Here is a 24,298-nt window from a genome sequence, read left to right as displayed (position 1 = left end):
GGTGCCGGCGGACGCTAGGGCCGCCGGTGCTCCGGCGCCTCCGTGCCGGGCCGCAGGTCGGGGGAGTGGTCGGCCGGGTCGGTCGCGTCGTCCGCCATCGCGAGCAGCCGGTCGCGGTCGGTCGGGTGGAGGTCGTCACGGTCGCGGACGGAGTCGATGACCATCCGGAGCTGCCGCTCCAGTGCGGGCAGGTGCTCGGGCCGGTCGCTCTCGCGCGCGTACTGGCGGAGCATCCGGAGGGCGCGGAGCAGCGCCGCGGCGACCTGCGTCTGGGAGCCTGCCGTCTGGCGCAGCTGGTCGAACGCGTGCGCGACGTACTCCTCGTGCGTCAACGACCACGGTCGCAGCAGGTAGCGACCGCCCGGCCCCTCGATCGCAGCAGCGGGCAGGTCGGCCGCCAGCACCTGGCGCATCAGGCCCGCCACGCGGAGGATCGCCTCGACGGCGGTCGTCGGGTCGTTGACCGCCGGGCTCAGCGCCCGCAGCCCGATGTCGACCAGCTGCCGGAGCGCGAAGTCGACGTCCTGCTGCATGGTGCGCACGTCGCTCACCTCGACGGCGGCGCGGACGTCGACCAGCACCCGGTCCTCGTCCGTCCCCGGCGGGAGCCTCAGGGTCGCGAGCGGCTCGCCGCGGTGGATGTAGGCGCCGGTGCGGGTCTCCAGCCGGACGACGGCGTGCTCGGGGACGACGTAGAGCATCGCGTCGCCCGGCGCCTGGGTCACCCACCCGGCCCGGGTGGCGGAGACGGTCAGCACGCTTCCGCCCGTCTCCGGCACGCGGTCGGCCGGTCGCTCCCGCGCCACCTGCCGCTCCAGGTCCCTGATGGTGTGCTCGCCCTCATCGAAGATCGCCCGCACCACCTCGCCGACCTGCAGCCGTCCGGCGAGGTGGTTGAGGTGGGCGATGATGAGCAGCACCGTCGCCACCACCAGCACCAGGGCGACGGTCATCGACACCGACGGAGCCGCGGACGCGGCGTCGCCGTCGATGTGGCGGAGGGTCAGCACGCAGAAGACGAAGGTCGCGACGAGCAGGCCGATCACGAGCTGGCTGAGCCGGTCGCGGACGAACGACCGCATCACCCGCGGTGAGAACTGGCTGCTCGCCAGCTGCAGGCTCACGACCGTCATCGAGAACACCACGCCGGCGGTGGTGATCGTCGCGCCGGCCACGGTGCTGAGCAACCACGTCGCCGCGTTGCTGTTCATCGTCACCGTGAACGGCAGCCGCTCACCCCCGACCGCCTCGTCGACCAGGGCGGCGACCTCGGCGAGCACCAGGCCCCCCAGCACGATCAGCGCCGGGAACTGGAACAGGCTCTCGCGGAACCGGTAGCCCGCGGCTGCCAGCCGGAGCCGGGGCGACAGCCCGGACGACGGGATGGGACCAGCACCCACGCTGCGCCTCCTTCCGGCGGGTGCCACGATCGTCGCACGTCCGGGTGCCCGGCCGGAGGAGGCCGACCGGCTCAACGCGACGGCGGCAGCGCAGCCTCGTCGTCGGCCGGTCGCGCGGGGCGGCAGGCGGCCGTCGCCCGGGCCGCGCAGCTGATCGCCAGTCCGGCGAGCAGGGGGATCGAGCAGGCGGCCAGCACCTGCCCGACGGGCTGGGTGCCGCGGGCGGAGACGGCGAGCCACGCGACCACGGGGATCGCCAGTGCGAACACCGCGGCCGCCACGAGGTAGGCCCAGTACGACGCCTCCGTGGCAGGCCGGTCGGGCGTCGACGGGGAAGGCGGGTCGGGCGTGTCGACGGGTCTCGTCGCGGTGGCGGTCGGTCGCCTTCGGTGAGGGTCGGTCGGGAGAAGCATGGTCAGTCCTTCGGTGGCGCCGAGCGGAGGCTCGGGGAGCCGTTCGTGGGGCGGCCGTGCACGGCGCGCCCGCGCTGCTGAACGGTGGACCGGTGACCGGTCAGCGCGGGAGGGGAGGGGCGCGGTCGACGCTGCGCCGCAGCACGTCGAGGCCTGCGACGCCGCGGGACTCCTCGCCCAGCAGGAGCGCCAGGAGGACGGCGCCCAGCGGGAGGTGGGAGGGCATCCGGCAACCGGCGGCGGGTGCCGCCCGGCGAGCGCAGATGTAAGCCTCCATGACCGGACCATAGGCCGCAACGCCGCGGAAATCGAACCGGTGCCAGGTCGCCCGAGGCGGTCGCCACGGACATTGGCCTTCCGTCACGGGCTCGCCTATGGTGCCCGCATGGTCACCCAGTGGGCAGCGGCGCAGACGGCTTCGGCCGAGCCTGCCCACGTGCCCGCCGGCGCCGCGCTCCTGGCGCTGCGCGCCGGGCAGATCGCCCGCGGCGTCCGCGGCCTCGACGTGCTGCGTCGCAGCGTCGACCGGGCTCCGCCCGCCGCTTCCTGAGTCGTCAGCCCGGGTGACGGTCCTGCCGTCGCCCGGGATCCCGGTGATCGCCGCGGCCCCGTCGCGGCGCGCCGTCGTACACCCAGGAGTGAGGACCGTGACGTCCACAGCCACCACCGCCCGAAGAACCTTCCCCACGACCATCCGCGCCGACCTCGAGGCCGCGCAGGAGGCCCGCCTCCGCCAGCTCGAGCAGCTGCCGCATGCCGATCCCGCCGACCTGGTGGCCTCCGCCCACCGCAACAGCGTCGCCCGGATCCTGCGGGAGGTCGTCGAGGCCCTCGAGCGCCTCGACGACGGCAGCTACGGCGACTGCCTGTCCTGCCACCGGCCGATCGAGCTGGCGCGCCTCGTCCAGCGGCCGTGGGCGGTCTACTGCGCGGGCTGCGTCAACCGCTGACCGCTGAGGGCTGCGCCGTCGGCCACCGTTCACCGGCCGGCCGGGGTGTGGACAGCGTTCGTTCACGGCGTCCCGACAGGGTCCTTCCCGGTTGACCTCGGGGTCTGCCGCCGACCACGCGTCCACACCCCAGGAGGGACCCCGTGCCCGCCCACCGACACCGGCGCACGCACGTCACCGGGTGCGCCGCAGCCGTCGTCGCCGGCCTCGCCCTGAGCACCGCCCCCACGCCGCCCGCGCACGCCCACGGGACGGCCGTCGGCTACGGCCGGATCAGCCAGAGCGGCGCCGACGTCGAGTGGACGTTGTGGTTGGACCCCCTACCACCTCAACTCCTTCATGTCGCTGGACGCCGACCAGGACGCGGAGGTCGAGCCGCGCGAGCTCGCGGCCCGCGCGGAGGAGATCGAGGCACTGGTGGTGCCCGAGATCGCCGTCCGTGACCGCAGCGACGACACGGTGCTGCCCGACGTCCGCGCCGGGAAGGTGCGGATGGTCACGATGGCCGACACCACCCTGACCGGTGAGGGCTTCACCGAGCTGGCGGAGTTCCCCCTCGTCGAGCTCCCCGTCCGGTTCGCGTTCCCGGACGAGGTCGAGCCGGAGGACCTCGAGTTCCGCTACGACCTGTTCCTCGAGCACGGCTTCGAGGACCACTGGAACACCGCGCGCTTCGAGATCGGCGGCGAGCGCCACACGGTCCGCTTCGAGCCCGACGCCAGCAACGTCTCCCTCGGCAGCATCCGCGACGGGGGCGAGGCGTCCGCCGCCCCCGGCGACGACGGCTCTCCGATCGCGGCGGTCGCGCTCGGGGGCGGCGTGCTGGCCGTCGCCACCGCGGCTGTCGTGCTCGCGCTCCGCCGCAAGGCGGCGGCCCGCCGCTGAGAGCCCCCGGCCACCGCACGCCCGCGTGCGGTCGATCAACCCCGACGACCCCGGATCAGGAGCAGCTCCCGCATGAACCCAGCACGTCTCCCGCAGGGACGACGGACCCGGCTCGCCGCAGCCGTCCTCGTCGCGTTGTGCCTGTGCCTCCTCGCGCCCGCCGCCGTCGCCGCGGAGTCGGGCGAGTCGACCTCGCCGCCCAATGACCCCACCCCGGCCTACTGCGCCGTCTGCGCCGACTTCACCACCGGCAGCACGCCGTGGTCGTTCACGCGCAACGACGCGGTGCAGGCCAACGTCTCCGCCAAGGTCGGCGCCAACCAGTCCGCCGGGACCCCGGTCCCCGGCTGGCCCGCCGACGTCTACCGCCGCGACGTCACACCTCGCGAGACGCTGGACTGGACCCAGGGCGTGCTGCTCGACGAGCCGTCGACGGCCTACCAGTTCCCGGGGAGCGGCATCGAGCTGCCGCACGTCACGCACCTCGCCGACCGGGTGCTCGCCCGCGGCGCCACCGCGGACGGGAGCCTCGCGGCCGCGACGACGTACACCGCGCTCGGTGACGGCCCGGTCGTGCGGGTGCGGCTCACCCTGACCAACGAGGGCAGCGAGCCGGTGACCGACAAGGTGTTCGGCTACCTGATCGACCCCGACGACAGCCTCGTGTCCGCCGCGGCCTCCCAGACCGCGATCCTGCCGGGGATCGGCGTCGACCCGAACCGGATGGTGACCGAGGGCTGGACCAAGGACTTCACCTACCAGGGTCCCCGCAGTGGCAGCATCGCGAGCCCGGGCCACGGCGTCGCCTGGCTGGACGACGAGCCGGTGGCCATCTACCCGCGCAACGACGGGAGCTCCTACAGCAGCGTGTGGTGGCCGGTCGACGTCCCCGCGGGTGAGTCGCAGGAGATCACGTTCTACCACGTCGTGGAGATGCCCTCGGCCGGCGACGGCGAGTCGGTGACCGACGGGATGGCGCAGTGGGTCGCACAGCTGGAGCAGCTCGAGGCGGACAACCCCGAGCAGGACGTCGAGACCGCCACCGTCAGCGGCCGCGTCTCCGGACCGGGCGGCGCCGGCGTCCCCGGGGTGACCGTGAGCGCCCGCCGTGTCGACACCACGCTGGCCTCGAGCGCCGTCACCCGGGACGACGGCACCTACACCATGACGGTGCCGGTCGGGACCTACACGCTCACCGCGACCCGCCTGGGCTACACCGACGAATCGCGGTCGGTCGAGGCGGTCGCCGACGGCAGCTACACCCTCGACTTCGAGGTGCAGCCCGTGCGCGCGTCGGCGTCCTACAACCGCCGCCTCTCGGGGGCGCTCGCCGAGGGCGGGCTGCGCGACCTGGTGCTGGAGAACTCCGAGCTCGCGATGAGCATCGCCGAGGAGTTCGTCGACCCCCAGCTGCCCGCCACCTCGCTGGGCAAGCCGGTCGACCTGGCGGCCACCGGCTTCGACGACGGCATCGACTGGATCAACACGTCGTTCCTCACCACCACAGATCCCCGCAGCTGGGAGCACGACGAGGTGGAGCCGCTCGCCGTCGAGCTGGTCGACCCCGGGCCGGACCAGGCCGTGGTGAGGGTGACCGGCGAGTGGGTCGTCGACCGCGCGGTGAAGGTCGACACGACCTACCGGGTCCGGCCGGGCGTCCCGTGGGTGGAGGCGTCGACCACCTACCGCAACACCGCCGCCGCGCCGCTCGTCGGCTGGGTCGGTGACGCGATCGACGTCGACGACAACCCGACGCTGACGTTCGTCCCGGGCCTCGGAACGGTCGGAGCGGCCGCGGTCGACGCGACCATGGAGCAGCCCTGGCTCGCCCAGTGGGGCACCCAGGAGCAGTCCTTCGGCCTGGTCTACACCGACGGCGCGGAGATGCAGTTCCACGGCACCGACGCGTGGGCCACCGCCTACCGCGAGGTCGAGATCCCCGCCGGCGGGGAGGTCGAGGTCACCCGTCGCATCGTCGTCGACGCCTCCGAGGGGTCGACTCCCGAGGCCCCGGTGCAGGCGGTCTGGGAGCAGTTCGTCTCCGAGAACGCCGGCGTCGCCGCCGAGCTCGAGGTCGACCGCACCGAGCTCACGGTGGGCGAGGAGGTGACTGCGGAGCTCACCGTCACCAACACCGGTGCCGAGCCCCTCACCGGCGCGGAGGTGGGCTTCGAGCACGGCACGCTCGTCGCGACCTCACCGACGGAGGTCGCCGTCCCCGAGCTGGCCCCGGGCGCCGCGCACACCGTCTCCTTCACCGCGCGTGCCGGCACCGGCGGCGGCGACGCCACCATCACGGCGTACGTCGACCTCGACGGGCAGCGCCTGCGCACCCTGTCGCGGCACCTCTACGTCGACGGGCCCGGGTGGTACAAGGGCGACAACCACACCCACTCGACGTACTCCGACGGCTCGGGCACCATCGCGCAGAACATGGCGTCGGGCAGGTCGAAGGGCCTGTCGTTCGTCACCGCGACCGACCACAACAACATCAACCAGCGCAACGAGCTGCCGGCCGAGCAGCGCAGCAGCTTCGTCGCGATGTTCGGCGAGGAGGTGACCGCGGGCTACGGCCACTCCCTCGCCTACAACATCAGCTCGCTGATCAGCCCCGGCAGCCAGCCGCAGCCGATGCTCGACGCGGTCAACGCCAACAACGGCGGGCAGGCGTTCCTCTACATCGCCCACCCCTACTACCCGGGGTTGGAGTGGGACCACTGGGACCAGATCGACGGCCTGCGCGGCATCGAGGTCTGGAACGGCTTCTACCCGCCCAAGCACGTGGTGAACACGAGCGCCTTCGCGAAGTGGGACGAGCTCAACCGCGCCGGGCACCACCTGTTCGGCATCGCCAACTCCGACGCCCACAACCCGGGCAAGGTGGGCGACCCGATGGTGAAGGCCTACCTCGACTCGCTCAACGAGACCGAGATCGTGGAGGCGCTCGGCAGTGGGCACCTCTACGGCACCGACGGCGTGGACGTCTCGTTCACGGTCGGCGGGGTGCGGATGGGTGGGGACGTCGCGGTCCCCGCCGGTGGCCGGACCGTCACCGTCGACCTGGGAGCGCAGTTCGCGCAGGGCGTCACGGAGGTCCGGCTGCTCGTGGACGGGGAGGTCGCCCAAGCGTGGCAGCCGGGCTCCCCGGACTTCAGCCGTCGCGTCGAGGTCGACCTCCGGCCCGGGCAGTTCGTCCGGATGGAGGCTGACGGGACCAACGGCAGGTTCGCGTTCACCAACCCGGTCTGGGCCGTCCAGGGCGCCGCCCCGGAGCCCACCAAGACCGGCATCACCGTCGCCCACTCCGGCGACACCGTGGTCGGCGAGCCGGTCACCCTGACCGCCACCGTCACCCCTGCCGAGGCGCTCGGTGACGTGGAGTTCTACTCCGGCGACGACCTGCTCGGCACCGCCGCGGTGGCGGACGGGACGGCCACGCTCGAGGTCTCCGGGCTCGCCGCCGGCGCGTACGCCGTCGACGCGGCGTTCGTCCCCGACGACCCGGCGGCCTACGAGCCCGCCACCTCGCGTGGTATCGCCCTCCTCGTGACCGACCCGGAGGCGGTGCCCACCACGCTTGCCGTCGAGCGGGTCGAGGTCGCCGAGGGCGGTTCGGCGACGCTGCGCGCGCAGCTCGACCCGGCCGAGGCGACCGGTTCGGTCGAGTTCGCCGTGGGCGGGGAGACCGTTGGCACGGCGTCGCTCGACCAGGGTGTCGCGACCCTGGACACCACCGACCTCCCCGACCCGGGCGCCTACCTGGTCGAGGCGGCGTACGCGGGCGACGAGCGGCACGCCGCCTCGCGCGGGTCCGCCGTGCTGCTGGTCATGGGGGAGGAGGCGGAACCGCCGGTGGGCACCGAGCTCGCGCTGCGGCTCGTCGAGGAGCCGACGCCCGGTCACCCGGTCGTCCTCGAGGCGGAGGTGACGCCCGGCGACGCCGCCGGCACCGTCGAGTTCTTCGACGGCGACCGGAGCCTCGGCAGCACCACGGTCGTCGACGGCCGGGCGCAGCTGACGGTCGCCGAGCTGACGGTCGGGGCGCACGCGGTCACGGCTCAGCTCACCCCCGACGACCCGGCCAGGTTCGAGCCCGCGACGTCCCGCGGCCTGACCGTGGTGGTGCCCGAGGAGGACGCCGCCGAGACCGAGGTCGCCGTCGACCGGGTCGAGGTGGCGGTCGGAGCCGGTGCCACGCTGCGGGCCGAGGTCGGGCCGGCGAGCGCGACGGGTGACGTCGAGTTCCTGGTCGACGGCACCGTGGTCGGCACGGCTCCGCTGGTCGACGGCGTCTCGACGCTCGAGCTGACCGAGGTGCCGGAGGCGGGCGCGTACCCGCTGGTCGCCCGCTACCTCGGGGACGCCGAGCACGCCCCGTCCCGTGGCGCGTCGGTGCTGCTCGTCGCGGCCGAGCCGCCGGTGCTCGAGCGGCCGACGGTCGTGGTCGAGGCCGACCGCGTCAGCTACGGGCGCCGGGCGACCGTGTCGGTCGAGGTCGCCTCGGCGTCCGGGCCGGCCGCGGGCACCGTCACGGTGGCCGTCGGCGGCATTACCCACGAGGCGACCCTCGACGACGCGGGTCGAGCCGAGGTGCGGGTCGGTGCCCTCCGGCCGGGCGGGTGGCCGGTGCTGGTGGAGTACCGGGGCAGCGCCACGGTTGGAGGGTGCGGCGCAGGCGGTGAGCCTCGTGGTCGGCAAGGCCGCGACGCGGCTGCGGGTCCGGGCACCCGAGGTGGTCGACCGTGGCCGGCGGGCGGTGCTGCGCATGTCCGCGACGTCGCCCGCTGCACCGGTGGCGCGGCGGACCGTCAGGATCTCGGTCGACGGCGCCCTGCACCGGCGAGCGGTGCTCCCCGCGCGTCGCGCGGGTCGGCTGAAGGTACGGCTGCCCGCCCTCCGACCGGGCCGCCACACGGTCAAGGTGGTGCTGCCCGCCACGCCCACCCACCGCCGCGCCGTCGTACGACGCGTCGTGCAGGTGCGCTGACCGCCCGACCGAGCGCAGTCGTCAGGGTGAGAGTGACCTCCTGGTCACTCTCACCCTGACGACCGGCTGACGCACGGTATACTTGCAACTGTGGAAAGTTCTCCGGACCCGTCCCAGCACGTCCGTGAGCTCCTGCGCGCGGAGGCCGCGCCCTACGTCGGGGTGCCACCCGCGCCGCGGTGGGTCGCCCCGCTGTTCGGCGCCTGGTTCGCCGCCTACGTGGGGGGCCTTCGCGTTCTGGCGTGAGAGCGAGCTGGCCTTCGTCGCTGCGATGGTCGTCCTCTCCGCGGGCGTGGGCGCGCTCCTCGGGTGGCTGACCCGTCGGTACGGCGCCCTGCCGATGCCCGGCCGTGGCACGCCGCCCCCTGAGATCCGGCGGGAGTACCGCCACTACGCCGTCGGAGCCGTGGCGATCGCAGGCGTCGTCGCGGTCGTGATGTGGTCGGCCGGCGTCCCGGCCGCCGCGGTCACCGCTTTCGTGCTCGTGACCGGTGGGCTGTCGCTCTACCAGGTGCGCTACGAGCGCGCGGCCGCCACCGTGCGCGAGCGGCTGGCGTGAACCTGCGCGACCTCGACCCGGTCCTCCACGCGCCCAAGCGGCTCGCGGCGACGGCCCTGCTGGCGAACACCGAGTACGCCACGTTCCGATTCCTCAAGGAACAGCTGGACCTGACCGACTCGGACCTGTCCAGACAGATGTCGGCGCTGGAGTCGGTCGGCTACGTCAAGGTCGGCAAGCACGGCCGCGGGCCCGGCTCCACCACGACGTACGCGATCACGAGCGAGGGTGGCCGGGCCTACCGGGCGCACCGCGCCGCCCTCTTCGCCATGCTCGGCGAGGGCGTCGCCCCTGGTGACGACGGCACTGCAAGTGCCGCGGACCAGCGGTAGCCGACCTTCGTCCTGCCGCGCCGCAGGTGTCGTCAGGCGGCGCCGGGCTGGCATCATGGGCATGAGTGGCGGCGACGGATGAGGACGACACGCTCCGGGCAGCGCGCGAGGCGTTCGACCGGCGCGACTGGTCCACGGCGCGGGAGAACTTCCGCGCCGCAGGAGAGCTTGCGCCCACGGACCTCGCCGACCTCGCGTCGGCCTGCTGGTGGCTCGGGCTCGCCGAGGAGAACGTCCTGCTCAACATCGAGCTGCACCGACGCGCGCTGACGGCGGGCGACGTGACCGGGGCGGCCCTGGCGGCGCTGTTGATCGGCTACTGCGAGGGCATCCGCGGTCGCGAGGACGCGGACAGCTGGCTGGCGCGAGCGCGCCGGTTGTTCGACGACGTGCCCGAGGCGCCCGAGCGGGGCTACCTGCTGACGGTCGACCTCGAGCTGGCGATCGCGGCCGGCGACGTCCGGGCCGAGCAGCTCGCCCGCCGGGTACTGGAGCTGGGGAACCGTCACGGCGACGCCACCCTGGAGGCGCACGGTCTCTTCGGTCTCGGAGCCCTGGCGGTGCGGGCCGGGAGGATCGCGGAGGGCCGTCGCTGGCTGGACGAGGCGATGATCCCGGTCCGTGCCGGGCTCGTGCGTCCCGAGTGGTCGGGCAACCTCTACTGCCGCATGATCCAGCTGTGCCACGAGCTCGCCGACCTGCCGCGGGCACAGCACTGGACCGCCCTCACCGAGGAGTGGTGTCGGGATCACGCTCCGGCAGTGATCTTCACCGGGATCTGTCGCGTGCACCGTGTGCAGCTGTGGGAGGTCCGGGGTGAGTGGACCCGCGCCGAGGAGGAGGCCGAGCGCGCCGCGGCGGACCTGGTCGACCTGGACGTCGCGGTCGCGGCCGAGGCGCACTACCGGCTGGGCGAGCTGCACCGGTTGCGCGGCGCACTGGAGCCCGCCGAGGAGGCGTACCGGCGAGCCCACGAGCTCGGCCGCGACCCGTTGCCGGGCCTTGCCCTGCTCCACCTGACCAGAGGGCACGTGCGGGTCGCCGCGTCCATCCTGAGGGCAGCGTTGGCCGCGGAGCGTACGCCGTTGCGGCGCGCGCCGTTGCTCGTCGCGCTGGCCGAGGTGGCGATGGCCGGCCGAGACGTCGACTGCGCCGCGTCCTGCGCGGACGAGCTGGAGCGGGTCGCGGACCAGCATGCGAGCCCGGGTTGGCGCGCGGCCGCGCTGACCTGGCGTGGCGTGGTCCTGGGCGCCCAGGGGCGCCACGGCCAGGCGCTCGCCGTGCTGCGGGAGGCGCGCAGCCGGTGGCAGGCGATGGATGCTCCGTACGACGTCGCGCGGGTGCGGCTGGAGATCGCCGAGGGATGCGACGCCCTCGGCGACCACGACACCGCCGAGCTGGAGCGGGACGAGGCCGAACGACTCCTCGCCCGGTTGGATGCTCGCACCGATCTCGAACGGCTGCGGGCCCGACGACCCCGCCGGCGGCCGCACGAGCTCTCGCCACGGGAGAGGGAGGTGGTCGCGCTGGTGGCGACCGGCGCCAGCAACCGCGCGGTGGGGGAGCGCCTCGGCATCAGCGAGCGCACGGTCGCGCGTCACCTGGCCAACGTCTACCTCAAGACCGGGACGTCGTCGCGCACGGGGGCAGTGGCGTGGGCCCGCGCCCGGGGCGTCGTGTAGCGCACTCGTCGCGGTTGCACAATTCGACCGATGCGCGCCGGCAGGTCGCGTTCCTAGCGTCGAGGGACGACCACCTCGACGGGAGGACCATCATGACCACGGACACGACGACGGGCACCACGGCCCCTGCTGCGAGCTTGCGCGGCGGCGAACCGGACCCGGAGCGGGTGCAGGAGTTCGCCGGGGAGCTCTTCGGGATCCTCAGCGCGGGCTCCACCGCACTGATGACCAGCATCGGCCACCGCACCGGGCTGTTCGACGCGATGGCGGGGCTGCCACCGGCCACCAGCGCCCAGGTCGCCGCCGCCGCGGGGCTGCACGAGCGATACGTCCGCGAGTGGCTCGGCGCGATGACGACCGCGCGGATCGTGACCCACGACGCCACGCGGCGCACGTACCTGCTGCCCGCCGAGCACGCAGCCGTCCTCACCCGAGCCGCGGGACCGGACAACCTGGCGTCCCTCATGCAGTTCGTGCCGCTGCTCGCCCAGGTGGAGGACCCGGTCGTCGAGTGCTTCCGCGAGGGCGGCGGCGTCGGCTACGCGGCGTACGAGCGGTTCCACGAGCTGATGGCCGAGCAGAGCGCCCGGGTCAACGACGCCGCCCTGCTCGAGCGGACCATCCCGCTGGTGCCGGGCCTCCACGACCGTCTCGAGGCGGGCATCCGGGTTGCCGACGTGGGGTGCGGCCAGGGGCACGCGATCAACCTGGTGGCGCGGGCGTACCCGGCAAGCGAGTTCGTCGGTTACGACTTCTCCGACCCGGCGATCGCGGTCGCACGGGAGGAGGCGCGGCAGTGGGGCCTCGACAACGCACGGTTCGAGGTGCGCGACGTGGCCGACCTGAGCGACGTCGGCACGTTCGACCTCGTCGTCGCCTTCGACGCCATCCACGACCAGGCGCACCCGGCGACGGTGCTCGCCGAGGTCGCTGCTCACCTGGCCGAGGACGGTGTCTTCCTGATGATCGACATGCGCGCCTCGAGCGACGTGGCGCAGAACCTCGACATCCCGTGGGCCCCGTTCCTTTACACCGTGTCCACGATGCACTGCATGACCGTGTCGCTGGCGTTGGACGGCGACGGGCTCGGCACCGTCTGGGGCGTGGACACCGCACTGCGGATGCTGGCCGAGGCGGGCTTCTCCGACGTCCGCCTGGCGTCGGTGCCCGAGGACTTCATCAACGCGTACTTCGTGGCGCGTCGCTGACAACCCGGCACCGCCCGCCACCCGCACTCGAGGACGTCGACGCGGGGCGCTGTGCCAGCATGGCGGCATGAGCGACACTCGCGTGCGGGTCCTGGACGAAGCCGACTGGCCGCTGTGCCGGGACCTCCGGCTCGCGGCGTTGCGCGAGTCCCCGGAGAGCTTCGTCGCCAGCTACGAGGACGAGAAGCAGTACGACGAGCAGGCGTGGCGCGAGCGGACCCGGCAGGGCCCGTGGCTGGCCGCGGAGCGCGACGGCAGGACCGTCGGCCTGGTCGGGCTCGCCCTCCACCGCGACGACCCCGAGCTCGGCGAGATCTACGGCCTGTGGGTCCGACCCGACGCCCGGGGCAACCGCGTTGCCCGGGACCTGGTGCAGGCCGCCTCGGAGCGAGCCCGTGCCGACGAGCGTCGGCGCCTCTACTTCTGGGTCGGCTCCGACAACGGCCCGGCCGTGGCGTTCGCGAGCTCGTTCGGGTTCCGCCCCACCTCCGAGCGTCGGCTGGTCCGCACCGACGGCGACGGCGAGGGAGTGCCGGAGATCGCGATGGTGCTGCCGCTGAGGTCCGACCCGGTCTCGGTGGCGAACCCCTACCTCCCCTGACGGCAAGGTCCGGTTCGCTCTCCGGATAGATCCTTCCCAGGAGGAGAAAAAGCTCGCCGGACCCTGGCGACAACGGGCTTCGCGGCGGACCATCGAGGGAGTCCGCCCAGGAGGAGCCCCGTCCGCGGACGTCGGGGCCGACCGTTTCCGGAGGAGCCATGCCAAGCGACGCCGACGACGACCGCTTCTCAGCCCTGCGGACCACCCGGATGGAGGCGTTCAGCGACGGGGTGTTCGCCGTGGCCATCACGCTGCTGGTGCTCGAGATCTCGGTCCCGGCCGGATCCGAGGACGACCTCCTCCGCGCGGTGGGCGACCAGTGGCCGTCGTACCTGGCCTACGTCGTCAGCTTCGCGACCGTCGGCGCCGTCTGGCTGGGGCACTCGGCGATGACGAACTACCTGCACCACGTCGACGACCTGTTCTTGCGACTGAACCTCCTGCTGCTCCTCGTCGTGGGCTTCCTGCCGTTCCCGACCCGGTTGCTGGCCCAGACCATCGGGCACGACGCTGGTGGAAAGGTGGCGGCCACGCTCTATGGCTGCAGCCTGCTGGCGGCCGCGTCGCTGCTCTCGGTGCTGTGGTCCTACGCGCGCCGCCGAGCCCTGGTGCAGCGCGACGCCGCCGGCCACGAGACGTCGGTCGTCACGCGTCGGCTCACCCCCGGCCTGGCCTTCTACGCCGTGATGATCGTCCTCGGGCTGTTCCTGCCCGTCGCCGCGGTGTTCGGCTACCTCGCGATCGCCGTCTTCTACCTGGCGCCAGTGCACCTGCTCCGCAGGCGGAGCACCTCGGTCGGGTAACCCGGAGCAGGGGGTGCGCGAGCGGAGGGTCGGCAGCCATAATTCCGTTGGCAGATCCTTGAACCGAAGGAGGCGCGGTCATGACGACGAAGCTGGCCGCGGAGAGGGAGAGCTCGGAGGCCGACCGCAGGGGCCGCGAGGTCGAGGAGCAGATGACCGACGAGGAGAAGTTCTCACTGATCATCAGCGTCCTCGGCGAAGTGCCGGGGAGCGCGGCTGCCGGCACGCGCGACCCCCGCATCCCCGACGACGTGACGAACATGAGTGCGGGCTACACGCCAGGCGTACCGCGTCTGGGCATCCCGGCGATCCAGAGCAGCGATGCCAGCATGGGCATCACCAACCCGGGATACCGTCCCGACGATCCCGGCGCGACGGCGTTCCCGTCCCTGATCGCGCTGGGCTCGAGCTTCAACCCGCACCTGGTCCGTCAGGGTGGTGAGGCGATCGCCCGCGAGGCGCGGGCCCGCGGCTTCAACGTGCAGCTCGCCGGCGGCTGCAACCTGGCGCGCGACCCGCGCAACGGCCGCAACTTCGAGTACTTCTCCGAGGACCCGTACCTGTCCGCAGTCCTCGCGGCCGAGCAGGTCAACGGCATCCAGAGCCAGGGCGTCGTCTCGACGCTGAAGCACTACACGCTCAACTGCAACGAGACCAACCGCCACTGGTTGGACGCGATCATCGACCCCGACGCGCACCGCGAGTCCGACCTGCTCACGTTCCAGATCGCGATCGAGCGATCCCAGCCCGGCGCGATCATGAGTGGCTACAACAAGGTCAACGGGGAGTACGCCGGCGGCAACCACCACCTGCTCAACGACGTCCTCAAGGGCGCGTGGGGCTACCCGGGCTATGTGATGTCGGACTGGGGAGCGACGCCGGACTGGCGGTTCGCGCTGCACGGTCTCGACCAGGAGTCGGGCATCCAGGGCGACACGTTGCTCTGGGGCAAGCAGCCCTTCACCGACGAGCTCAGGGATGCCTACGCCCGGGGCGAGCTGCCCCAGGAGCGGCTGTCGGACATGGTCCGCCGCATCCTGCGCTCGCTGTTCGCCGTCGGCGTCGACCAGTGGGGGACGGCGCCCGAGGTCGACATGGAGCTCCACGACCAGATCGCCCTGGAGGGGGCGCGCCAAGGCATCGTGCTGCTGGAGAACGACGGTGTGCTGCCGATCCCCACCGACGAGCCGCTCAAGGTCGCGGTCATCGGTGGCTACGCCCAGCAAGGGATCGTCAGCGGCACCGGCTCGGGCGCGGTGGCCCCGGTCGGCGGTTTCGCCGGCGTGATCAAGATCGGTGGAGCGGGCGTGATGGGCAGGCACCGCAACCTGTTCCTGTTCCCTCCGTCTCCGCTGGAGGAGCTGGCGAAGGCGTTGCCCCAAGCGCAGCTCGACTTCGATCCCGGCTACACGCCGGCCGAGGCGGCGTTGACGGCGAAGCGCTCCGACCTGGTGATCGTGTTCGGCATCCGCGTCGAGGGCGAGGGGTTCGACAGCGCCGACCTCTCCCTGCCGTGGGGCCAGGACGCCGTCATCGAGGCGGTCGCGGACGCGAACCCGAACACGATCGTCGTGCTGGAGACCGGCAACCCGGTGTCCATGCCGTGGCGGGACAAGGTGCGGGCCATCGTGGAGGCGTGGTACCCCGGACAGGCCGGCGGTCGGGCGATCGCCGAGGTGCTCACCGGGGCGGTCAACCCCTCCGGCCGGCTTCCGGTCACCTTCCCGGAGAGCCTCGAGCAGACACCCCGGCCGGAGCTGCCGGGGCTGGGAACGCCGTGGGGAACGCCGGTGACGATCGAGTACGGCGAGGGCGCCGAGGTCGGCTACCGCTGGTTCGCCAGGACCGGCGCGACGCCGACGTACGCCTTCGGCCACGGCCTCAGCTACACCACGTTCGCGTACGGCGACCTCGAGGTGACCGGCGGCGACACCGTCACCGCGTCGTTCACGGTCACGAACACCGGCGACCGCGCAGGTGCTGATGTACCCCAGCTGTACCTGACCGAGGCGGCCGGCGAGCAGCGGCAACGGCTGCTCGGCTTCGAGCGGGTGCAGCTGCAACCCGGCGAGTCGCGTCGATTGACGCTGACTGCCGAGCCGCGTCTGCTCGCCCGGTTCGACGGCACCGCCGGCCAGTGGCGGATCACCACAGGGACGTACCAGGTCGCGGTGGGCCGGTCGGCCGACAGTCGCGAGCTCGTCGCCGAGACGACGCTGACCGACGCACTGTTCGGCAGCTGAGCGCAAGGACCACGAGCCACGGCCGAGACCGAACCGAGTCCCGAGGACCGGCGACGCATCCTGCGACTGGTCCTCCGGCTGGGTCGTCTGATGATCGCCAGCGGAGCGCAGGCCAACGAGGTCGAGGCCAGCCTGCGACGGGTGCTGGGCGCCTACGAAGCCCCACGAGCGGTGGTGATGGTCAGCTACACCTCCCTCACCGTGTCCTACGTCGCCGAGGACAGCGCCGAGGCGATCACCGCGGTGGAGGCGGTGCGCCGATGGGACCCGGGCTACCACCGGCTCGTGGCAGCTGCCGAGCTGGCCGAGGCCATCACGCGAGGCGAGGTCACACTGACCGAGGCAGAGAAGCGGCTGGCCGAGGCGGGTGCGAGTCCGTACCCGTACCCGCGCTGGCTGGGCTTCGCCGCTCCGGCCCTGCTGTCCATGGCCGTCACGGTCATGTTCGGCGGTCGTTGGTACGACGCGCTCGCCACCCTCGGCATCGGCCTGGCCGTCCAACCCGCGCTCGAACGCATCGACCGCAGCGAGCTCAGCGCCTTCTTCCGCGTCGCCGTCGGGGTGTCGGCGACGACCGTCGCGGTCGTCCTGCTCGTGGCGGTCGGCGTGCCGATCCAAGGTGGGCTCGTGCTCACCGGCAGCCTGCTCCGGTTCCTTCCCGGGGCGGTCCTGGTGGCCGGCATGCGCGACTTCCTCGACGGCGCCCTCGCGTCCGGGACCACCAGGCTCGTCGAGGTCGTCCTCCTCGGCGCGGCCGTCGCGATCTCCGCGGGCCTCGTCCTGACCGGTGGCCGACAACTCGACGTCCACCTCACGATCACCGCCGCCGGCCCCGAGGTGTACCCGCTTCCGGTCCTCGCCTGCGCCGGTGCCGTCGCCGTGCTCTTCTACGCCTGCCAGCTCGGCGTGCCCGCCGGCGGGCTGGCTCCAGCGGCACTCCTCGGGTGCGTCGCCGTCCTCGTCACCCGAGGGATCGGCGGCGGCACGACCGACATCGACCCGCTGGCCGGCACCCTCCTCGCAGCGCTGGTCATCGGAGCCACCGGGCAGGCCCTGGCCCAACGCTCCACCAAGCCCGCCGCCCTCTGGCTCGTCCCCGCCATCCTCCCGCTCCTGCCGGCACCCGCGACCCTCATCCCGCTGCTCGCCGAGACCGAGTCCGCCCGCGAAGCCCTCCGCGGGCAGGCCCTCGGAACCGCCTTCTGCATCGGGGTCGGTGTCGCCGTCGGCTCCATCGCTGTCGAGAGCTGGAGTCGCTACCGCCGCGACGCCGCACGGCGTATCGCCCGCCTGCGACGGGCGCGAACGGAGTGATCCCAGGAGCATGGATCTGCATGCGGTCACGCCAGCGCGCGGGAGACCCGCTCCTTCAACGGGCGACGTCGATGGCGAGCCCGTCCTGAAGTCGCAGCTCCCGTGAGCCGAGACGCGCTGTGAGACGTCGGTCGTGGGTCACCAGGACGACGGTGCCCGGGTAGTCGTCCAGGGCTTGCTCGAGCTCCTCGACGAGGACCGGCGAGAGGTGGTTGGTCGGCTCGTCGAGCAGGAGCAGGTCGACGGGCCGCGCGATGACTCGGGCGAGATCGATGCGGCGGCGTTGACCGACCGAGAGGGTCGCGACCCGACGGTGCAGCTCGTCGGCGTGGAGGAGTCCGCACGCGAGCAGCTCCTCGGCGAGGTCCTCGGGGTAGCCGTCCCGCCCGTGGGCGTACGCGGCGAGCACCGTCGTCCCCTCGGGCCAGCGGGTCAATCCCTGTGCCAGGTGGCCGATGGCGCGCGGGACCTGCACCGTCCCGGCGGTGGGTGGCAGCTCCCCGGCGAGCACGCGCAGGAGGGTGCTCTTCCCCGCGCCGTTCGGGCCCGTCACCAGCAACCGTTCGCCGCGGCCCAGGCGCAGCGTGGACACGCTGAGACGACCGTCGACCAGGAGGTCGGCCACCAGCACCTCGGGCTCCTCCGGTGACCGATCCGAGCGCGCTGTGAACCCGGCGGCGAGGGCGAGTGGCTCGGGTGGCGGGGAGGACGGGGTCGGCGAGCAGGCGGCGGACCTGCTCCTTGGACCGGCGGACCCGGCCCATCGACCCGTGGTCGCGGCTCCGGGCACGGAACGCGCCGTGGCCGAACCCGTCCAGCTCCAGCTTGCGCGGGATCGCCTCGACCCGGGCGGCAGTGGTCGCCACCAGCGTCCGATGCCGCTCGAGGTCGCGTCGCCACCGCTCGTGCGCGAGCCGTTGCCGCTCGCGCTCCACGGCCTTGGCGGTGAGGTAGCCGTCGTAGCCGACGCCGTAGCGACGTGCCTGCCCGCGGTCCAGCTCGACGATGGTGGACGTGAGCCCGTCGAGGAACGTCCGGTCGTGGGTGGCGACCACCACGGTGCCTCGGTGGCGGGTGAGCCGGTCCTCCAACCAGGCCAGCGCCTCGGCGTCGAGGTCGTTGGTCGGCTCGTCGAGCAGGAGCAGCTCGGCGTACGAGGCCAGCGCGACGGCGAGGGCGAGCCGCGCCTGTTGACCTCCCGACATGGTGCCGATCGGTCGCTCCCGGTCGAGTCCGGCCAGGCCGAACGCCGTCAGCCCTGCCTCGACCCGCAGGTCGGCGGCGTGGCCGTCACGAGCCTCGTATGTCGTGGTGAGTGCGGCATATCGGTCCAGCAGGGCAGGGAGGTCGCACTCTGGCACGCGGCCCATGGCCTCCTCGGCTGCACGGAGCTCGGCCTCGAGGGATCGCAGGTCGGCGAGCAGGTGGTCGACGGTCTGCTGGACGGTGGTGGCGGGCGGCAGGTCCAGCGTCTGGCCCACGTGCGCGATGCCGCCCGGCACCTCCACGCGGCGGTCACCGGCGGTGGGTGTCACCTGTCCGGCCAGGACGGCGAGGAGCGTCGACTTGCCCGCCCCGTTGTCGCCGACGACGCCGACCCGCTCACCCGGGCGGATGGCGAGGTCGACGCGGTCGAGCACCAGGCGGTCGGCGTACCGCACGGACACCCCGGCGAGGGAGATCTGGGTGGGTGTGGGAACAGCAGTGGTCATCGGAGCATCCGATCCGGGCGCGTCGAGGCGCGGCCCGTCGAAGAGGACGAAGGTGGTCGTTCACGCCGCCTCGAGGGAGGAGACGCGCTCAGGACCCGCTGCGACGTACGCCGACCGGCGCCGATAGAAGGTAGGGCGTCAGCGGTGGCGAGAGGGACGCAGCGTCCCGGTCGTGCTCTTCAGAGTTCCCATCGGCGGCAGCGTAGGGGACGATCCGGCCCCGAGCGACCGGATTTCTCGGTGAACCGCAGCACGCAGGTCATGTGCCGAGTCGGCACCGATCGATGGGGGAGTTTGCTTTCTCGGCTGATGCTGCCTCGGACCGGCTCCCGAGCGCTGTCCGCAGTTCTCCTGTCTAGCGGCGGAAGTAGATCCTCCACGGCCTTCTGGAGGTAGCGCTTGGCGTAGTTCGTGTTCTCCGCCGAGGTCATGACGCCTTCCGCCTGTTGGGGCGCGGCATGGTGCCGACCAGCGCGAAGCCATCACGAAGGACCTCGGCGACGACAGGCTCTCGTTCGTTCGGCGGCCGGGCGAAGTCCTCGGGGGTCAGGTGGAGTACGTCGCAGTCGTTGCCGAGTCGCTCCTGTACTTGCTGTTGAAGGTCAGCTCGACCATCCCACGTCTCGGATGCGATCACCACGAGATCGATATCGCTGTCGGCGCCTGCTTCGCCGCGCGCGACGGATCCGAACACGATGACCGCGTCGACATCCGGTGCAGTCGCGCGTACGACGCGCGTCAGCATCTCGATCGGGCTCGACAGGGCGCGCAGAGGAGCGATGGACTCGTGGTTCTCGTTGATGCGGTGTACGCCAGCACGACCGATCGTCTCGCTGGTGATGACGCCGATCCGCTCGAGATCCCGGAGGGCTTGCTGGACGGCGCCCAGACTGTGGTTTCCTGCAAGCGCATGAATGCGCCGACCCGTCAGCGCTGCCCCGGTACGCAGCAGAACCGCAAGCACGGCGCCGCGGGCTCCCGGGATCAGGCCACCGAAGGGCTCACCGAAGTCCACGTGACCAGAATAATGATCACTTGATCGAGAATCTAGTCACTCTCGGTGCTTGCGCGGGTCTGCACTTGCCGAGCCGCGGGCCTCGTGCTCACCCATCCCAGCCGACGCCCCAGCCCCCTCCGCCGTGCGCTCGCCTGTCCAGCAGGTGCCATCGCCAGCCGCTCGGCGCCACCAGCCGCCTAGCGCGCGCTGCGCCGGCATCAGGTGCCGGTGCAGCGCATCCGAACGTCGGTCGTCGGCGCAGCCGAGGATGCGACGAGGGCCCCGGCGTGTGGCGGGGCCCTCGTGCCGGTGAGGTCGAGCTCTACGCGGTGCACGTGCGTGCGAACCGGTGTCGCAGCGAGCGCCAAGTCAGAACCGCGCTGCGGCGCTTCTAGGTGCGGCCGACGTACCGCCCGGCGACGGAGTGGGTAGGGACGGCAGGGTCAGAGCTGGTAACCGGCGTCGGTGAGCAGCTTCTCCACCATGGTGCGAGCGTTCTCGGTCAGTACCCAGCCGTGCCTCCCGTTGTCCCCGCAGGTCGTCCCACTGTCTTCGCACACAACGACGTCCGCTGCGCACAGCGGCAGCCGGTAGTCGCCCGGTTCCCCGGCGTCGTTGATTCCGTACAGGGTGACGAGCAGCTGCTGGTTCCTGCAGGGTTCGTCCGGCGCCTCGCTGCTGTCCCCCTGACTCTTGGAGAACTGCGAGCTGGTCGGCGTCGAGCTCCACCGGCTCCGGATCCTGGGTCGGGTTGGTGAGGTCGCTGACGCACAGGACACCCTGGGTGATCTCACCCAGCTGCGCAGGTCCGCTGCTGGCGGGCTGGCCGTCCAACGGCCAGCACTGCCAGTCGAAGGACGCGGACGCTGAGCCGACAGATGCCGGCTCAGGGTCGCCTGCGGTGACTTCGGGGTCGGTTGTTCCGCAGGCGGAGGACAGTGCGACGGCAAGCACGGTGCCGACAAGGAGACGTCGAGCCGGACGGTGGTGGCGAGTCATCGATGAGCTCCTCGTGTCGCGGCCTGGATCGATGCTGCGGTGGTGTCGAGCTGGCACCGCCAGTATGCGCCCATGTCGCCCTCCCGCTCCCGTCGGCACATCGGCCACCGTGACCTGAGCCCGGAGCCGGACCCGGTAGCCCGGTTCGGGCTCCATCGCCGGTCTAGACCCCGCGGGTGCGGATCGCCTGCAAGATGTCGTCATCCGTGACGATCAGTGGTCCAAGGTCGGCGCGTGCGCGTTGCAACAGATCCGGGTCCGGCTCCGGTGCCGCGAACCACCGGTCGAGCTGCGGATGCGCAATGAGGTGGCGGTCGTCGCCCAAAGACTCCGACCGCCATCGCGACAGGTCGGTCGCCCGCTGCAGGTGCTCGTCGGTGAGCACCTGCACGCCGTAGGCGTCCAGCACCTTGCCGGAACGCAGCGACGGTCGTTTCCAGTACAGCGTGTCGTTGTCGTGGGGTGTCAGCGGCGGGATGCCGTGAGCGTAGGGGAAGACAGGCGCGCGGGCCGCGCGTCGCATATAGGCCAGATCGGTCTCGGGTGCCAGCGCACGAACGACCGCGGTGAGGGCTTCGACCTCAGCGGTGCCAAGCCGATCTCTCGCCACCACGTCAAAGGACGACGCACCGACCGGACGTCGAGCTTGAGCCAATGCGGATTGCCCGGGGTGGGGTGGACGCCGTGGGATGTCGCCGGTGCGCGGGTGCACGCGCAGCGGCCCCGCCGGGAAACCTGGGGGGAATCCTCCGCGGGGCCGCGCGTCTGTGCAGGTGAGAGGCCCTTGCGGGCTCTGGTTCAGATGTCGTAGTACCGAGGGCATCAGTGCGCTGACCTGCGGAAACGCCGCTCACGGAGGCTGATGGGGTGCACTCGGTACGCTCACATCTTTTCGATCGCCGCCTTTGTGCGCTCCGGTGACCACGCGACAGGCGCGATGACCCTGAGTGCGGATCACTGCCCATCAGAGGGCTTGCAACTGCTCGAGGAACCGGAGGATCACGGCGTTGACCGCGCTGGGGTCGTCCTGGTTCGCGACGTGTCCGGCGTTGGCGATGACGTTCTCCTCGACCGCCTCGTGCGCCGCCCACTTGGGCATGGACGTGGCGATGTTCCCGGTGCGGTCCTGGTCGCCGCGGATCAGGCACAGGGGCACGGGGGTGCGGTACTCCGGATCGGGGCTGAGCGATTCGACTGCGGCCGTCCACGCTGCGACGAACTCACGCTTGCTGAGGCTGCCGAACGCGCGCTCGAGGTCCTCCCGAGCTGCAGCCGTCGTCGCGGAGGAACGCACCATCAACACCCGCATCGCCCGATAGGGGATCGTCCGGAAGACGACCGAAGCGAGGGCGAGCAGGCGTCGCTCCGTCGACGTCAGCGGGCCAGCGTTCCAGGCGGACCCGATGATGACGAGGGCGCGGACGCTGTCGGGGTGGAGTCTCGTGAACGTCTGCGCAAGGTTCCCGCCGAGCGACTGCCCGACCAGCACCGGACGCTCGGCATCGACGTGCTCCAGCAGTGCGGACATGTCGGCGATCGCTCGGGCAGCGGTGAACTCGGTCACGCTCGGTCGTGACAGGCCGTGGCCTCGCATGTCCCAGGTGATGGCTCGATAGCCGGCCTCGGCCAACGCCGCTGCCTGACCGGTGAACATCCGGTGGTCTGCACCCGCACCGTGCGTGAGCAGGACGGGCGGACCGTCACCGCACATCCAGTAGCGGAGTACGCCGCCATCGACGCGCAGCTCGCTCATGTCCTCATCCCTAGAGCCCGAGCTCGCGCCCGATGAGCTCTTTCATGATCTCGTTCGAGCCGGCCCAGATCTTCGTGACGCGTGCGTCTCGCCAGGCACGGGCCACGCGGTACTCGTTCATGAATCCGTAGCCGCCGTGGAGCTGCACGCAGTGGTCGAGCACGGCGTTCTGGACCTCGCTGGTCCACCACTTCGCCTTGGCCGCGTCGACTGCAGTCAGTCGACCTTCGCTGTGCGCCACGACGCACCGGTCGACGAAGGCCTCGGTCACCTCGATCTTCGTGACCAGCTCGGCGAGAAGGAACTTCGAGTGCTGGAACCGACCGATCGGCTGCCCGAACGCCATCCGGCTCCTGGCGTAGTCCAGCGTCTCCTCGAGGATCTGCTTGGCGTGCGCGACGTTCGCGATCGCGCAGACGAGGCGCTCTTGCGGGAGCCTCTCCATCATGTAGACGAACCCGCTGTCCACCTCCCCCGATGACGTGGTCGTCTCCAAGGCGAACGTCCTCGAAGAAGAGCTCGGCGGTGTCGGACTCGTCCTGCCCCACCTTGTCGAGCTTGCGCCCCCGCTGGAAGCCGGAAACGTCCGTCGGGATGGCGAACAGGGTGATGCCGCGGGCCTTCTTCTCCGGGCTCGTGCGGACAGCGGTCAGGACCAGGTCGGCAGACGATCCGTTGGTGATGAAGGTCTTCGATCCGTTGATGACCCACTCGCGGCCGTCGCGGACCGCGGTCGTCTTCAAGGCAGCGAGGTCTGAGCCGCCAGAAGGCTCCGTCATGCCGATCGCCAGCAGGATCTCTCCCGAGGCCGCCTTCGGCAGCCAGCGCTGCTTCTGCTCGCTCGTCCCGAGGTCTGCGATGTAGGGCACCGTGACGTCCGCGTGGATTCCCCAGCACGATGCGAGCGCAGCGTTGACCTTGCTGAGCTCTTCGGTCATGACCGCGTTGAACCTGTAGTCCCGGGCGCCCAACCCGCCGTACTCCTCCGCGATCTCGAGTCCGAGGAAGCCGTTGGCGCCTGCCTCCAGCCAGAAGTCGCGCGGCATTGCGCGCTGCTCGGCGTACTTGTCGACGTGAGGGATCACCGACCGTTCGAGGAACGCCCGGACCGAGCCGCGGAACGCTTCGTGCTCCGCGTCGTACACGTCCCGCTTCACGACTCGGGCCTCGGCGACGGCGCGCCGATCCGCTCGCGCTTGACGACGATCCCGAGGGCCTCGCGATCCACCGTGTCCGAGGTGATCCCTGCCGTTCGCAAGACGGTCTTCTGGATCTTGCTGGTCGGCGTCTTCGGGAGCTCGTCGAGCACTCGGACGTATCTGGGCACCATGAAGTGCGCCATGCGGGGCCGGACGAACTCGATGAGCTCGCCGACATCGATCGTGTGGCCCGGAGCGGGGGCCACGATCGCGAGCACCTCGTCCTCGCCCTCGGGGCTAGGAGTCGCCACGACCGCGACC

At 71.9% G+C, this 24,298-nt stretch carries 21 protein-coding genes and 1 pseudogene; 12 read left to right on the top strand and 10 right to left on the bottom strand.

What is annotated here, in order from left to right:
• Positions 1-14: 14 nt before the first annotated feature.
• The 3 genes from MF408_RS24130 to MF408_RS24120 all read right to left on the bottom strand — a co-directional run bounded on the left by MF408_RS24130 (position 15) and on the right by MF408_RS24120 (position 2,090).
• A complete protein-coding gene (locus MF408_RS24130; RefSeq protein WP_240249693.1) occupies positions 15-1,400 on the bottom strand; it encodes a DUF2254 domain-containing protein in 1,386 nt (461 codons plus the stop codon).
• Between the two features lie 71 nt (positions 1,401-1,471).
• A complete protein-coding gene (locus MF408_RS24125; protein WP_240249692.1) occupies positions 1,472-1,813 on the bottom strand; it encodes a hypothetical protein in 342 nt (113 codons plus the stop codon).
• Positions 1,814-1,913: 100 nt separating this feature from the next.
• Positions 1,914-2,090, bottom strand: a complete 177-nt coding sequence (locus tag MF408_RS24120) for a hypothetical protein (protein ID WP_240249691.1) — start codon at positions 2,088-2,090, stop codon at positions 1,914-1,916.
• A 108-nt stretch (positions 2,091-2,198) separates the two neighbouring features.
• On the opposite strand from MF408_RS24120, the gene MF408_RS24115 reads away from it, so the two are divergent.
• From MF408_RS24115 to MF408_RS24060, 12 genes are all read left to right on the top strand, one after another.
• Positions 2,199-2,363 (top strand): hypothetical protein, encoded by a 165-nt coding sequence (locus MF408_RS24115; protein WP_240249690.1) that lies wholly within the window; start codon positions 2,199-2,201, stop codon positions 2,361-2,363.
• Between the two features lie 97 nt (positions 2,364-2,460).
• Complete coding sequence (locus MF408_RS24110) at positions 2,461-2,763, top strand: TraR/DksA C4-type zinc finger protein (protein ID WP_240249689.1); 303 nt, start codon at positions 2,461-2,463, stop codon at positions 2,761-2,763.
• A gap of 339 nt (positions 2,764-3,102) precedes the next feature.
• Positions 3,103-3,648 carry a hypothetical protein gene (locus MF408_RS24105; protein WP_240249688.1) on the top strand — a complete coding sequence of 182 codons (546 nt, stop codon included), beginning with the start codon at positions 3,103-3,105 and terminating at the stop codon, positions 3,646-3,648.
• Positions 3,649-3,720: 72 nt separating this feature from the next.
• The gene (locus MF408_RS24100) at positions 3,721-8,694 is read left to right on the top strand and encodes an Ig-like domain repeat protein (protein WP_240249687.1); all 4,974 of its coding nucleotides are present in this window, start codon (positions 3,721-3,723) and stop codon (positions 8,692-8,694) included.
• A gap of 212 nt (positions 8,695-8,906) precedes the next feature.
• Positions 8,907-9,194, top strand: coding sequence for a hypothetical protein (locus MF408_RS24095; RefSeq protein ID WP_240249686.1), 288 nt, complete (start codon positions 8,907-8,909; stop codon positions 9,192-9,194).
• A complete protein-coding gene (locus MF408_RS24090; protein WP_240249685.1) occupies positions 9,191-9,526 on the top strand; it encodes a transcriptional regulator in 336 nt (111 codons plus the stop codon). The genes MF408_RS24095 and MF408_RS24090 overlap by 4 nt, the downstream gene beginning before the upstream one ends.
• Before the next feature lie 65 nt (positions 9,527-9,591).
• On the top strand, positions 9,592-11,208 hold the full coding sequence (locus MF408_RS24085; RefSeq protein WP_240249684.1) for a LuxR C-terminal-related transcriptional regulator: 1,617 nt from the start codon (positions 9,592-9,594) through the stop codon (positions 11,206-11,208).
• 92 nt (positions 11,209-11,300) lie between these two features.
• Positions 11,301-12,416, top strand: a complete 1,116-nt coding sequence (locus MF408_RS24080; protein ID WP_240249683.1) for a class I SAM-dependent methyltransferase — start codon at positions 11,301-11,303, stop codon at positions 12,414-12,416.
• A 67-nt stretch (positions 12,417-12,483) separates the two neighbouring features.
• Positions 12,484-13,017, top strand: coding sequence for a GNAT family N-acetyltransferase (locus tag MF408_RS24075; RefSeq protein WP_240249682.1), 534 nt, complete (start codon positions 12,484-12,486; stop codon positions 13,015-13,017).
• A 158-nt stretch (positions 13,018-13,175) separates the two neighbouring features.
• Positions 13,176-13,820, top strand: a complete 645-nt coding sequence (locus tag MF408_RS24070; RefSeq protein WP_240249681.1) for a TMEM175 family protein — start codon at positions 13,176-13,178, stop codon at positions 13,818-13,820.
• An 80-nt stretch (positions 13,821-13,900) separates the two neighbouring features.
• Positions 13,901-16,063 (top strand): beta-glucosidase, encoded by a 2,163-nt coding sequence (locus tag MF408_RS24065; RefSeq protein ID WP_240249680.1) that lies wholly within the window; start codon positions 13,901-13,903, stop codon positions 16,061-16,063.
• Between the two features lie 57 nt (positions 16,064-16,120).
• Positions 16,121-17,377: a threonine/serine exporter family protein gene (locus tag MF408_RS24060; protein ID WP_345893981.1), complete on the top strand. Its 1,257-nt coding sequence runs from the start codon at positions 16,121-16,123 to the stop codon at positions 17,375-17,377.
• A 26-nt stretch (positions 17,378-17,403) separates the two neighbouring features.
• On the opposite strand, the gene MF408_RS24055 is transcribed toward MF408_RS24060, so the two are convergent.
• From MF408_RS24055 to MF408_RS24030, 7 genes and pseudogenes are all read right to left on the bottom strand, one after another.
• Positions 17,404-19,089, bottom strand: a complete 1,686-nt coding sequence (locus MF408_RS24055; RefSeq protein ID WP_275693290.1) for an ATP-binding cassette domain-containing protein — start codon at positions 19,087-19,089, stop codon at positions 17,404-17,406.
• Positions 19,090-19,516: 427 nt separating this feature from the next.
• Positions 19,517-20,104, bottom strand: a complete 588-nt coding sequence (locus MF408_RS24050) for a nucleotidyltransferase domain-containing protein (protein ID WP_240249678.1) — start codon at positions 20,102-20,104, stop codon at positions 19,517-19,519.
• A 1,144-nt stretch (positions 20,105-21,248) separates the two neighbouring features.
• Positions 21,249-21,698, bottom strand: a complete 450-nt coding sequence (locus MF408_RS24045) for a hypothetical protein (protein WP_240249677.1) — start codon at positions 21,696-21,698, stop codon at positions 21,249-21,251.
• A gap of 351 nt (positions 21,699-22,049) precedes the next feature.
• The gene (locus MF408_RS24040; RefSeq protein ID WP_275693533.1) at positions 22,050-22,796 is read right to left on the bottom strand and encodes an alpha/beta hydrolase; all 747 of its coding nucleotides are present in this window, start codon (positions 22,794-22,796) and stop codon (positions 22,050-22,052) included.
• Between the two features lie 52 nt (positions 22,797-22,848).
• Entirely contained in the window at positions 22,849-23,334 is a 486-nt protein-coding gene (locus MF408_RS27535) for an acyl-CoA dehydrogenase family protein (RefSeq protein WP_345893811.1), read from the bottom strand.
• Between the two features lie 64 nt (positions 23,335-23,398).
• Positions 23,399-23,923: pseudogene (locus MF408_RS27530) on the bottom strand (acyl-CoA dehydrogenase family protein); the annotation flags it as partial.
• A 68-nt stretch (positions 23,924-23,991) separates the two neighbouring features.
• Positions 23,992-24,288, bottom strand: a complete 297-nt coding sequence (locus MF408_RS24030) for a hypothetical protein (protein WP_240249676.1) — start codon at positions 24,286-24,288, stop codon at positions 23,992-23,994.
• Between the last annotated feature and the right edge of the window lie 10 nt (positions 24,289-24,298).

The organism is Nocardioides sp. TF02-7, from assembly GCF_022437945.1.
In the GTDB taxonomy this organism is placed as follows: Bacteria; Actinomycetota; Actinomycetes; order Propionibacteriales; family Nocardioidaceae; genus Nocardioides.
The sequence above is the reverse complement of the archived record's forward strand: the minus strand, read 5'-3'. Positions and strand labels throughout refer to the sequence as shown.